Source organism: Desulfobacterium sp. N47, from assembly GCF_051233685.1.
Taxonomy (GTDB): Bacteria; Desulfobacterota; Desulfobacteria; order Desulfobacterales; family RPRI01; genus RPRI01.
Genome location: NZ_JBAMMY010000213.1, coordinates 1 through 13,106 on the forward strand (window position 1 = coordinate 1; position 13,106 = coordinate 13,106).

12 protein-coding genes are annotated in these 13,106 nt (G+C 38.0%); 9 read left to right on the forward strand and 3 right to left on the reverse strand.

What is annotated here, in order from left to right:
* Window positions 1-370: 370 nt before the first annotated feature.
* From lpxC to VXK47_RS14035, 8 genes are all read left to right on the forward strand, one after another.
* The gene (gene lpxC, locus VXK47_RS14000; protein WP_435549406.1) at window positions 371-1,237 is read left to right on the forward strand and encodes a UDP-3-O-acyl-N-acetylglucosamine deacetylase; all 867 of its coding nucleotides are present in this window, start codon (window positions 371-373) and stop codon (window positions 1,235-1,237) included.
* A gap of 104 nt (window positions 1,238-1,341) precedes the next feature.
* A complete protein-coding gene (locus tag VXK47_RS14005) occupies window positions 1,342-1,911 on the forward strand; it encodes a DUF4390 domain-containing protein (protein WP_435549407.1) in 570 nt (189 codons plus the stop codon).
* Window positions 1,912-1,940: 29 nt separating this feature from the next.
* Window positions 1,941-4,178, forward strand: coding sequence for a sensor histidine kinase (locus VXK47_RS14010; RefSeq protein ID WP_435549408.1), 2,238 nt, complete (start codon window positions 1,941-1,943; stop codon window positions 4,176-4,178).
* Window positions 4,179-4,225: 47 nt separating this feature from the next.
* Window positions 4,226-5,578 carry a sigma-54-dependent transcriptional regulator gene (locus tag VXK47_RS14015; RefSeq protein WP_435549409.1) on the forward strand — a complete coding sequence of 451 codons (1,353 nt, stop codon included), beginning with the start codon at window positions 4,226-4,228 and terminating at the stop codon, window positions 5,576-5,578.
* 1 nt (window position 5,579) lies between these two features.
* A complete protein-coding gene (gene rsmD, locus VXK47_RS14020) occupies window positions 5,580-6,143 on the forward strand; it encodes an RsmD family RNA methyltransferase (protein WP_435549410.1) in 564 nt (187 codons plus the stop codon).
* 103 nt (window positions 6,144-6,246) lie between these two features.
* Window positions 6,247-6,759 carry a pantetheine-phosphate adenylyltransferase gene (gene coaD, locus VXK47_RS14025; RefSeq protein WP_435549411.1) on the forward strand — a complete coding sequence of 171 codons (513 nt, stop codon included), beginning with the start codon at window positions 6,247-6,249 and terminating at the stop codon, window positions 6,757-6,759.
* A complete protein-coding gene (locus VXK47_RS14030) occupies window positions 6,740-7,645 on the forward strand; it encodes a selenium metabolism-associated LysR family transcriptional regulator (protein WP_435549412.1) in 906 nt (301 codons plus the stop codon). The genes coaD and VXK47_RS14030 overlap by 20 nt, the downstream gene beginning before the upstream one ends.
* Complete coding sequence (locus tag VXK47_RS14035) at window positions 7,642-9,822, forward strand: vitamin B12-dependent ribonucleotide reductase (RefSeq protein ID WP_435549413.1); 2,181 nt, start codon at window positions 7,642-7,644, stop codon at window positions 9,820-9,822. The genes VXK47_RS14030 and VXK47_RS14035 overlap by 4 nt, the downstream gene beginning before the upstream one ends.
* Window positions 9,823-9,832: 10 nt before the next feature.
* On the opposite strand, the gene VXK47_RS14040 is transcribed toward VXK47_RS14035, so the two are convergent.
* Complete coding sequence (locus VXK47_RS14040; protein ID WP_435549414.1) at window positions 9,833-10,489, reverse strand: protein-L-isoaspartate O-methyltransferase family protein; 657 nt, start codon at window positions 10,487-10,489, stop codon at window positions 9,833-9,835.
* 219 nt (window positions 10,490-10,708) lie between these two features.
* Between VXK47_RS14040 and VXK47_RS14045 the strand changes: the two genes are divergently transcribed.
* Window positions 10,709-11,710 (forward strand): potassium channel family protein, encoded by a 1,002-nt coding sequence (locus tag VXK47_RS14045; RefSeq protein ID WP_435549415.1) that lies wholly within the window; start codon window positions 10,709-10,711, stop codon window positions 11,708-11,710.
* A 92-nt stretch (window positions 11,711-11,802) separates the two neighbouring features.
* On the opposite strand, the gene VXK47_RS14050 is transcribed toward VXK47_RS14045, so the two are convergent.
* Both VXK47_RS14050 and VXK47_RS14055 read right to left on the reverse strand, forming a co-directional pair.
* On the reverse strand, window positions 11,803-12,894 hold the full coding sequence (locus VXK47_RS14050; protein ID WP_435549416.1) for a hypothetical protein: 1,092 nt from the start codon (window positions 12,892-12,894) through the stop codon (window positions 11,803-11,805).
* A gap of 27 nt (window positions 12,895-12,921) precedes the next feature.
* Window positions 12,922-13,106, reverse strand: a 185-nt coding sequence (locus VXK47_RS14055) for a hypothetical protein (protein WP_435549417.1), incomplete at its 5' end; no start/stop codon positions are given.

Consider the following 13,106-nt stretch of genomic DNA (forward strand, 5'->3'; position numbering starts at 1 on the left):
CAGGTATTGTCAAAAACTCGGCATTTATTGCCTTTTGTGGTTCTCCAATGAAAATCGGAGCCCTTAAGTCCGCTCTATTGCCGGGATTTCAACTGTTGACCTGTTTAACAAGCCGCCTTTAATCGTTTTGAAATTAGCTCATATACATGATATTATTATTAACATCAAGAATTTGTTGACAATCTGAAAACAGTTAAGATAATTTGATTTGAAACGCGGCTTAAGATATGATTGCATCCGTAATCTATCCAAGGTATACTTCAGCCGTTTCATGGATATAATATAATATCCGATTGATATTTCATGTATTATTTGGCTTATTAACGAATTAATAAATTATTTTAATAATAATCCTTATATTAAGATTATAATGACTTCTTATTTGAATCAGAGAACTATTACAAAGCCAGTTTGTTGCTCAGGAATAGGCGTTCATTCGGGGAAAAAAGTTAATCTTACAATAAAACCGGCACCAGCTAACTATGGTATAAAGTTTATAAGAACCGACCTTCCCGATAAACCCAGCATACCTGCCCGCTTCAACATGGTTGTGGATACCAGCCTTGCAACGGTAATAGGCCACAACGGATTCATAGTATCGACTATTGAACATATTATGGCTGCTTTCGCAGGCTTATCAATTGACAATGCAGCAGTTGAGCTTGATTCATATGAAATGCCGATAATGGATGGAAGCGCTGCACCTTTTACGCGAATGGTAAAAGAAGCGGGAATACAGGAACAGGACAGCCCGAGATATTATTTTGTTGTTAATGAATCTATTGAGCTTAACAAAGATGGAAAATCCGTTGGTGTATATCCTTCCTCCGAATTTAAAATCACATGTACTATTGATTTTGATCATCCTCTTATCAGTAAACAAACTTTTTCCGTAAGCATCAGTGATGAAATATTCGAGCAGGAAATATCCGGGGCAAGAACTTTCGGCTTTTTACATGAGATAGAATATCTCAAACAGTATGGTTTCGCCAAGGGAGGTTCTCTTGAAAATGCCGTAGTTGTTGACAAAGATACTATTTTAAATCAAGATGGCCTGCGTTTTCCGGATGAGTTTGTAAGACATAAAATATTAGACTCCATAGGTGATTTTTCCCTTCTTGGTTTGCCTATAATGGGGCATTTCAAGCTTAACAAATCCGGACATGCGTTTAATCATGCTTTTATTGAAACATTTTTTTCCAATAAAAAATCCTGGGAAACCCGGACTATTTCATGACGGCAAAAGATTCAAACGGTAAAATCTTTCAGATATAGATTTAAGATTATATATTAATTTCATTTCATAAAACAGCTTATTGCTGCAAAAAGACAAATATTGATATGCCAACAACAGTAAAACATAAAATCTGTGTATTTTTTCTTTTTCTTCTGATTATCATACCGGAAACAAGCTTTGCTCAGGTAGCAAAACTCACTAATATTGCGATTACAAGACATAATAATCAGCTTCTGTTTAAAATGAATCTGGACGGTGCTTTTACTGATGATATGAAAACGGCTATTACAAGCGGCATAGAAACTTCTTTTACTTTTTATATCAAACTTTATAAAATTAACGACCTGTGGTTCAATGATAAACTTTCAGAAATATTATTAACCAATACAATAAAATACGATAATCTCAAAAATGTATACATTGTATCAAGATCATGGAAGAACGGCGAGCCGGTTACAACAGAATCTTTCAAAAATGCCCAGGAACTGATGACCCGGATTGACGAATTGAAATTAGTTCAGCTGGATAAACTTGAAAAAAATAGCCATTACCGGATTGAAACGAAAGCGGAAGTAAGCAAGTTCACCCTTCCTTTTTATCTGCATTATGTATTTGCTTTCGTTTCTTTATGGGACTTTGAAACAGATTGGTATATGATAGATTTTGTCTATTAATTCGTTAAGTTATTTTATATTAAACTACTATGAAGAATAATTCATCAATAGCCCCTCCTACAACTAATTCCTCTCAGGAACGTTCCAGACGTAAAAGAGAAGGCTTTATAATTATTGCAATTATATTTGCTGTTGCCCTTTTAACATTTATTGAAAGCAGAATAATAAAATTTGGAACGGACATTCCGGTATCAAACACTGTATTGATGTTTATTCTTATCAACATCAATTTATTATTACTTATTCTTCTGATATTTCTTGTATTCAGAAACCTTGTTAAACTTCTTTATGACAGAAAAAAGAATGCCGCCGGAGCAAAGCTTCGCACAAAACTGGTTATAGCTTTTTGTACCCTTACTCTTTTGCCAACCATAATTTTATTTTTCTTTTCTATCAGTTTTATAACAACCAGCACCGAATTCTGGTTTAATATCCCGATTGAACAGGCGCTTGATGATTCGCTGGATGTCGGCAAATATTATTACGGTCAGTTTCAGGAAAATAACAAATTTTATATCGAAAGAATTTCATATCAAATTAACAGTAAGAACTTACTGGATCCTCTTAAGAAAAAATCTCTATTCCATTATATGGAAGTTGTACAAAGGTCATTCAACCTCCAGGCTATTGAACTTTATGACAGCAAATTCAAGCGCATGACATTTATTCTTGCCCCCGGAATGGAAAAAATGCCGTTAAAAGTTATTGATCCTGAGAATTTTAAAAAGGGCATGGGTTCAAACTCTGTAAAAACCATAACGGATATTGTGTCAGATAAAGAACTTGTCAGAACCATAGGAACAGTTCCGTTTGGAGTTCAACCTTCTGAAGCCGTGTGCTATATTGTATTAACAAATCAACTTTCCAGTAAACTTTCCGGAAAGTTGAAATCCATTTCTCTTGGATTTGAAGAATATCAACAAACGAAACTCTTAAAAAAGCCTATTCAGATTTCATATTACATATTACTGTCTATAGTAGCGTTGCTTGTACTTTTTTGCGCTATCTGGTTCGGTTTTTATCTGGCTAAATCCATAACAATTCCCATCATGGAACTTGCCGAAGGTACGAGAAGGATCGCAGAAGGAGATTTGAGCTTCAGCCTTGAAGTTGCTTCAGATGATGAAATAGGCAGTCTTGTTAATTCATTCAACAAAATGACACAAGATCTCAGAACAGGCAGAGAACAACTTGAACTTTCAGCAAGATTGCTTGAACAGCAAAACATAGAAATAGAAGAAAAACGACAGTACATGGAAATCGTCTTAAAAAATGTCTCAACCGGTGTTATTACTCTTGATTCCAAGGGGCTGATCACTTCAATCAATAAATCCGCTGAAAAAATGTTGAATCTTAGGCAGGATGAAATGTTGGGTAAAAACTATAAAGATTTACTTCCGGATCAAAATATTAATATAGCCAACGAAATTAAGGAAAATCTGTCGGTTTCACAGAATAATGCTGTAGAAGTGCCTTTAAATCTTTTCATAGGGGGAAGACGCCGCAGCTTTCTTATGAATGTGAATGCCTTAAAAGATGATACAGGCCGGCATGTGGGAATTGTAATGGTTTTTGATGATTTAACCGAGCTTGAAAAAATTCAGAGAATGGCTGCATGGCGTGAGGTGGCGCGCCGCATAGCACATGAAGTAAAAAATCCCTTAACGCCTATAAAGCTGTCTGCTCAACGGCTTAAACGCAAATATTCAGATCAGTTAAATGAGCCTGTATTCGAGGAATGTACACAAATGATAATTGACCATGTTGAATTAATAAGAAATATAGTTGATGAATTTTCAACATTTGCAAGATTTCCATCAGCAAATCCCATTCCATGCGATTTGCCTCCTATAATCAAAGAAACATTTGCACTATACAGGGAAGGCCATCAGAATATAAATTTTAACTCAATAATTGAGGATAATATCCCGCTTCTTAACCTTGACAGGCAACAGATAAAACAAGCAATGATAAACCTGGTCGATAATGCTGTTGCCGCAATTAAAGACAAAGGAAATATTACAATTACACTTGAACATAATAAGGAAGCAAAACTAGTTAAAATAGAAATTGCCGATGATGGTGCAGGAATATCGATTGAAGACAAATCCCGTATTTTTGAACCTAATTTTTCGACAAAAAAAGCCGGATCAGGTTTGGGTCTTGCTATCGTAAATACTATTATTGCAGATCATAAAGGTGTTATCCGGGTTCAGGATAATCATCCCAAAGGAGCGAAGTTTATTGTTGAGTTACCAACAATCTGATCTTGGCACAAAAGATGCCCCAATACAAATAAAAGGAACATAAAACGATGTTTCCGTCGATATTAATTGTTGATGATAATCCGTCAATAATTCAATCTTTAAAAGGTCTTCTTACAGATGAGGGTTTTGAGGTAATTACGGCTTCAAACGGATATGAGGGTTTGAAACTTATAGACGAGGAATCTCCTGACCTTGTTCTTCTGGATATATGGATGCCCGGAATTGACGGTATAGAGACTTTAAAACAGATTAAAAAAGATAATCCTTACATTCAGGTTATAATAATAACAGGACATGGCAATATAGAGACCGCAGTTAATGCCATAAAGCTTGGAGCATATGACCTTATTGGAAAGCCCCTGTCAATTGACAAGATTATAGTTACAATAAACAATGCCTTAAATTTCAGGAGACTGGAAGAAGAAAACAGATATCTTCGAAAAAAAACTATAGAAAAAAACTCTGTAACCGGAAACAGCGCGTCTATTACTGATCTTAAAAAAAAGATAGCCGCAGTTGCTCAATCTGACGCCTCGGTTCTTATCACAGGCGAAAACGGAACCGGTAAAGAACTTGTCGCACGAAGCATATATCAACTCAGCCCCCGTGTAGATGGGCCTTTTATTACTGTTGATTGTGTAACAATTCCTGAAGAAATGATGGAAAGCGAACTATTCGGACATGAAAAGGGGGCAATTGCCGGAGCGACCTCAAAAAAGATAGGCAAATTTGAATTGGCCGGAAACGGTACCATTTTTCTTGATAATATTGGAGAGATGACTTTAAAAACCCAGGCTAAAATCTTAAGAGTACTGCAGGAAAAGAAATTTCAGAGACTTGGCGGAAGCAGAATACTGGATATAAATGCAAGATTTATTGCTGCAAGCAATAAATCCCTTGAGCAAGAAATCGTGAAAGGAAGTTTCAGGGAAGATCTTTATCATCGGCTCAACGTTGTACCTATTGAGGTCCCTCCGTTAAGAAAGCGCAAAGACGATATTCCATTTCTGATTAATACTTTTTTAGCTGAATATAAGATGCAAAACCGGAATGAAATGAAAATGCTTTCACCGGGTGCCATAGAATTATTATGTAACCATTCATGGCCCGGCAATGTACGCGAATTAAAGAACCTTATTAATCAGCTTGCAATAATGACGGATAAAAACATCATTGATGTCTCCGATATTCCCGAGCAATATAAACCGGTGATTAAAGAAAAAACAGGAACGTCTATATCTGACCCGTTTAATATTGATAGATTAAAAGATGCAAAAAAAGCCTTCGAAAAAGAATTTATTAAAATAAAATTGTCTGAAAATGAAGAAAGCGTTTCAAAAACAGCAAAGAAAATTGATGTTACCAGAAATTATATTCATAAAATTTTAAACGGCTTATAGCATGACCGGCCTAAGAGTTATCAGCGGTGATTTGAAAGGAAGAAAACTTTTTTCCATAAACGGTTTAAAAATAAGACCGACATCGGGACGATTAAGGGAAAGTATTTTCAATATCCTTTCCGATCAAGTAGTTGGCTCTGTTGTGCTTGATCTTTTTGCCGGAACGGGAGCAATGGGAATTGAAGCCTTAAGCAGAGGGGCATCCTTTGCAGCATTTATCGATAAGGATAAAGAGGCTATATCAACAATCATCAAAAATATTAATATCTGCGGACTTGCGGAAAGAAGTACAATAGCAAAGTTTGATATACTGAAAGATATTAACAGATATGCTAATAAACTTACTGCTGCAAATCTTGTATTTATAGATCCTCCTTATAACAGGAATCTCATCACTCCTGCTTTAATAAGTCTTTCAAAAAGCCGGATTCTTAAAAACAATGCCTCTCTTGTGGTTGAACATGATTTGCGGGAAGCACTTTTTGAAAATATTTCCGGTTACGCAATTACTGATCAGAGAAGATACGGAAAAACCCTTGTTACATTTTTAAAATATATGGTATAGAAAGCTCCTGGGTTTAAGGGTTCACAGTTCACGGTTAAATTACTTTCATCCAACCCTTGAATCGCTGAACCTTGAACCTTTTAACTTTATGGAATATTAATCTATGCGAAGAATTGCTATTTATCCCGGTTCCTTTGATCCTGTGACAAATGGACATATTGATATAATTGAAAGAGGTCTTAAGATTTTTGATAAGATAATAGTTACCATTTTGCGCAACCCTAACAAAAAATTTTTGTTTACTATTGAAGAACGAATAGAGATGCTTGAAAAAAGTTTAAAAAAAATTAACAATGTTGAAATAGACACTTTTAATGGACTTCTTGTTGATTATGCGCTAAAAAAGAAAAGTCATGCTATCCTTCGCGGAATGCGGGCGTTATCCGATTTTGACTATGAATTTCAGATGGCACTGATGAACAGGCGGCTAAACAGAGAGATTCAGACTGTTTTTCTTATGACCGGTTTGAGGTGGATCTTTACCAGCTCCTCAATAATAAAACAAGCCGCTGAATTCGACGGCAATATTACAGGAATGGTTCCTCCCATAGTTAATCAAAAATTAAAAGAAAAATTTGGATTTAATACTAAAAAGCATGGACCTTTGGCATCTTAAAATATTCTGCAAAGTAATAGAGCAAAAGAGCTTTTCAAAAGCAGGTGAATCTGTTTTCATTTCCCAGCCAACCGTGAGCAGCCATATGAGAGATCTGGAATCCTATTTCGGTTGCCGCATGGTAGATCGCTTATCGAGAGAGGCTGTCCCGACAAAAGCAGGTGCATTGCTTTACTCATACGCAAAAAAACTTTTGGCACTTTATGATGAAATGGAAAGCGCTTTATCCGGTTTTCAGGGAAATATAAAAGGAAGCCTTGTAATAGGTGGAAGTACTATTCCGGGCGAATACATTCTTCCCGGAATCGCAGGAAGTTTTACCAAAACTTATCCTGATATAAAACTTTCTCTTATCATCGGCGACACTGAAAAAATAATAAATGATACTGTTTCCGGATTTATTGAGCTCGGAGTTGTCGGAGCAGCAAAAAAAGATAAAAGAATACAACAGGAAATTCTCATTGATGACCAAATGCAGCTTATTGTTCCATCTAATCATAAATGGGCAAAGAAAAAAAGTGTTACTATAAAAATGCTTACGGAAGAACCATTTATAATAAGAGAAAAGGGATCCGGAACATTAAAATCCTTTGAACAGAACTTAAACAAAGCCGGATTCGACATTGATGATCTGAAGATTGCCGCTCAAATGGGAAGCACGGAAGCCGTCAGGCAGGGAATAAAAAATCAAGTTGGGGTATCGATTCTTTCCACCATAGCGGTTAGGGACAATTTAAAAGACGGTTCCTTAAAAGCTCTTGCCATAGAAGGCCTTGACCTTAATCGCAGTTTTTATCTGACCTTAAGCAAACAAAGAAGCCTTTCCCCTCTATGTAATGCTTTCATAGAACACATGAAATCCAGGTTACTTACAAATCTTCCATGAATATACCGGTATCAAATAATGCTTTGATAGTACTTGAAAAGCGCTATCTGAAGAAAGACAAGGAAGGAAAAGCAATAGAAACACCGGAAGATATGTTTTTAAGAGTAGCAAAACATATTGCTTCTGCCGATTCTTTATTCGCCGGACCTTTCGATATTGAAAAAACGGAAAAAAAGTTTTTAAAACTTTTGACCAATCTGTGGTTTTTACCAAACTCACCGACTCTTATGAATGCCGGCCGCCGTCTTGGCCAGCTTGCCGCATGTTTTGTCCTGCCTCTTGAAGATTCAATGGACAGCATTTTTGAGACATTAAAACATACTGCCATGATACACAAAAGCGGCGGTGGCACCGGATTTTCTTTTTCAAGAATACGCCCGGAAAAAGATATTGTGCTGTCAACCGCAGGCGTATCAAGCGGACCCATTTCTTTCATGACTGTTTTTGATGTTGCAACCGAAACAGTAAAACAGGGCGGTACCCGCAGAGGAGCAAATATGGGGATTTTACGGGTGGATCATCCCGATATAGAATCTTTCATAGAGCTCAAAAATGATACAGGAAAACTGAATAATTTCAATATCTCAGTTGCCCTTACCGACAGTTTCATGGATGCTTTGAGCAATGAATCCGATAAAGACTCTGAATATGATCTGATAAATCCCAGAACGGAGCAAATTACAAGAAGAGTATCCGCAAGAAAAATTTTTGACGCGATTGTACATTCCGCATGGCTGAATGGTGAACCCGGCATAATATTTATCGATAGAATAAACCGGGACAATCCGGTTCCCGAACTTGGAAATATTGAAGCAACCAACCCATGTGGTGAACAACCTCTTCTTCCTTACGAATCATGCACATTAGGCTCTATAAACCTGTCTGCAATGGTATCGGGTAAAGCCGTAAATTATAAGCGCCTTAAAAAAACCATTCATGATTCGGTTCATTTTCTTGATAACGTAGTTGAGATAAACAAATATCCTCTTGCACGAATTGAAAAAATGAGCAAAGGAACCAGAAAGATAGGCTTAGGCGTAATGGGTTTTGCCGATATGCTTATTAAACTTGGGATATCCTATGATTCGGAAGAAGCAGTTACGCAGGCTGAGAAAATAATGTCTTTTATTTCCGAAGAATCAAAAATTGCCTCGGCAGCGCTTGCAAAAAAACGGGGAAACTTTGCTTTTTATAAAGGCAGCATTTATGACAGCCCCGATACTCCGTACATGCGAAATGCCACTACCACAACAATAGCTCCGACAGGAACAATCAGTATCATTGCCGGAACCTCAAGCGGCATTGAACCGATATTCGGCATAGTCCAGACAAGAAGAGTTCTTGATGGAAAAACACTTTCCGATATTAATCCGCTATTTATCGGGATAGCAAAATCAGAAGGGTTTTACAGCAAAAATCTTTTAGATGAAATAACAAACGGAACATCAATACAACAGATTGATGCAATCCCGGATCAAATAAAAGATCTCTTCAAAACAGCCCATGACATACTGCCGGAACAGCATATAAATATTCAGGCTGCATTTCAGAGATTTACCGACAATGCTGTTTCAAAAACCGTTAACTTCGGCCCGGATGCTTTAAGAAGTGATATTGCAAAAGTGTACATGCTTGCCCATACAAAAGGATGCAAGGGAGTAACAATTTACCGTTACGGCAGCCGTGACCATCAGGTTCTAAGCATAGGAGCAGAAAAAAAAGATTCCGTTAAGATTGCCCCAAGACCAAGACCTGAATGTACTGTTGGTATTACAGAACGAATGAAAACAGGATGCGGAAATTTGTATGTTACAATAAATTCTGATGACAAGGGAATGTGCGAGGTCTTTGCCCAGATGGGAAAAACGGGAGGATGCGCATCCTCTCAAATCGAAGCGGCAGGCCGCCTTATTTCACTTGCATTGCGCTCAGGTGTCAGTATTGAAGCTATTATGAAACAACTTACAGGAATACGTTGCCCCTCCCCTGCCTGGCAAAACGGAGAAATGGTGCTTTCCTGCCCTGATGCAATCGCAAGGGTTCTTAATCACAGAACGGATTCTTCTTTTGTCGACAGCACAGCAATGATGGGGGTTTGCCCCGAATGCAGCGGAGTTATTACACATCAGGAAGGTTGCCTTGTTTGCCATTCATGCGGATACTCAAAATGCAGCTGATCTTATTTTTTTATTCCTTCCAGCCTTGTTCTCCGACAAGTTTGACAAATCTGCAGGCTCCGAGATTTGTTTCATGAATACCTTTATCATCTTTATATAGCCTGATCAGATCCTGGGAATCCTGGTTCCCTACAGGTATTACCAATCGCCCTCCTTTTGCAAGCTGGCTTATTAGAAAATCCGGAACAGCAGGAGAGCCTGCTGTAACTATTATGGCATCAAAAGGGCTTTCAGCTGCCCAACCAAGTGTACCATCGGAATACCTGGTTACAATATTGAAATACTGCAACTTATCAAAAAGAGTTCGGGCTCTGACATAAAGTTCATGTATTCTTTCTATAGTATAAACCCGATAGACAATTTCTGCGATAACAGCCGCCTGATACCCTGAGCCCGTTCCTATCTCAAGCACCCTGTCCTCTTCATTAAGATTAAGAGCCTGAGTCATTTCCGCAACAATATAAGGCTGTGATATAGTTTGCTGCTCACCAATAGGAAGGGGGAAATCGCCATAAGCCTGGTCCATCAAAGCATCACTCACAAACAGATGACGGGGAACTCTCAACATTGCAGCAATAACTTTAGGATCAGATATACCGCGTGATATGATCTGATTTTCCACCATATCTTCGCGCATTCGCTCAAATTTTAATGCTGTTTTATCCATGTTTGCTTTTCTACCAAATCATTTATTTTCCGTCAAGAAATCTATCCTTGAAAGATTAATGCGTTTATCATATAAACAGAAAATATGCAAAAAATTCATCAACAGTCCGAAGGCAAACCATTCGAAATGTTACATCGGGTATATTACTATTAGTATTTTTGCAGGAATACAAAAGAAAATGAAACAGAGCAAAACTCATATTAACAAAAACCGATTTATATGAATAGTGCAAAGCATCTTATAATATCGCTTCTTTTAACTCTTCTTATCGGTGCGATAGGTACAGTCGGATACATGATGATAGAAGGCTGGAACCTATTTGATTCTATATATATGACCGTAACTACAATTTCCACAGTCGGATACGGTGAAGTTCATAAACTAGGCAAGCCGGGAAGAATTTTTACAATTGTGCTTATTTTTGTAGGTGTAGGTTTCTGTTTGTATGTTGCAGGCGCCATGGTTCAATTCATGGTTGAGGGAAGAGTGAAAGCTATTTTAGGGAGGCGAAGATTGGATAAAAGAATCAGCAAACTTAAAAACCACTACATTATATGCGGATATGGAAGAATAGGAAAAGTTTTGTGCGGCAATCTGAGGAGTAAGAAAAATTTCGAATTGGTTGTTATCGAAAACAATAAGGATCTTATTCCTGCAATGGAAGAAGATGGTGTTTTATTTTTAGCCAGAGATGCAGTTGAAGAAGATACACTTATCAGAGCCGGAATTAATACAGCAAAAGGGCTTGTTGCAGTTCTTGCTTCGGATGCTGACAATGTTTTTCTCGTTTTAACCGCAAGGCAGCTCAAGCCTGACTTATATATAACAGCCAGAGCAAGCAGGAATGAAGCAAAATCCAAACTTATTGCAGCAGGAGCAAACACTGTTGTATCTCCATATGAACTTGGCGTCATAAGCATGTCTCAGCGGATTTTAAGGCCTGCTGTTACAAGTTTTCTGGAACTTGCGTACAGCGAGCAGGGTACAGATATTAAAATGGAAGAAATTGCAGTAAGCGAGTCTTCAAAAATTATTAATGTAATGTTAAAAGACACTGGAATCAGGCAGAAATATAACCTCATCATAATAGCAATAAAAAAACATGATGGCAGTATGACCTTTAATCCTTCTTCCGAAACTAAAATTCAGGCCGGAGATACGGTTATTGTTGTAGGAAAAGATGAAAATCTTCAAAAACTTGAAAAAGTTTTGCAATCATAGATTAAAAAATCTTCTTCCGTTTCGCCATAGGTGAACCCCGATTATTATTGATACATTCTTCTTATCAAAAGTTTGAATCATCAAAATTACCATCAATCATAGTTGCTTTTTCTACCCTGTTTTTCTACTTCCTCCTTTTCTTCTTTATCCTGATGTTTAGCATCTTTTGATTGATGCTTCTCCTGATATTTTAACATCATCTTTTGTGCTTGTTGATCCTCATGAGATTTAGGTCTGTACTCACGCCACGGTTTTGCCTCCTGGCGTTGAAGCCCGGAGTCACGTTCCGCCTCAGATTCCGGAGGTTGTGACCTGTAGTCGCCTTCCGGCCGGACTTCTGGGCTTTGGAGCCTATATTCACGTACCGGTTGAACTTCCTGATGTTGAGGTTTTTTGTCACGTTCAGGCTTGGCTTCTGTTGGTTGTGATCTGTAGTCGCCTTCCGGCCGTGTCTCCGTGCGTTGAGGCCTGTTGTAACGTTCAGTCTGAACATCCGGGTTCCGGTATCTGTTATCTTGCCCTGGTTGAGTCTGGGGGAGTTGAGGTCTCTTGTCACGTTCCGGACGAGCCTCTTGTCTTTGAGGCCTATAGTTGCGTTCCGGCTGAGTCTCTGGCTGTTGAGATCTATTATAAAGCCCTGATTGAGTCTCCTGGCGTTGAGGCTTGTAATCACGTACCGGTTGAACCTCCGGGCGTTGTAACCCACGTCTTGAATCTTGAACTCCCCAGTTGTTTTGCTTTCCCCAATGTTGATCATTATGCCAGGTTTTCCAGTTTTGTTGAAGTCGCTGGTTAGGAATCTTTTCATAATTCCACTGCTGCCCGCGCCAATTACGTTCTCTGTAATATTTTCTCCAACCTGGGTCTATATCATGATAGAAACCTGGAACATTCTTATAATAACCCCAACCCCTGTTATAATACATTGAGCGATACCAACGGCCTTGCGATAAACGCCACCACCAGCCATCCCAGAAAAACAAATCAATATCTATATCAGGAACAGCGTAAACATCGTTTGTATAAGGAAGCACTACAACATAAGGAGGTCCATCAAATACAATAGCTCCCGGTTCATCATAGACCACACCTCCACCAGAGGAATCATATCCGGGTCCGTAATCAATGTAGCAGCCCTGAAGAGGCAATAACAGCATTACAAATATTAATAAATATTTTTTCATTTTGCAGTTTCCTTACTATACTATTTTTTATGATGGTGGAATTGCTCCCATTTCAAAACATATCTGTAACAGCTTTTTAACCCGTTCAATAATACTGCTGACTGAAGTGGATTTATCGATATTAAAATATTGCCCGATTTGTTTCATATTATCACGCCGAAGCACTCTGATCAGATAAATCAAAACATTTCTTGGTTCATTATACGACCCCC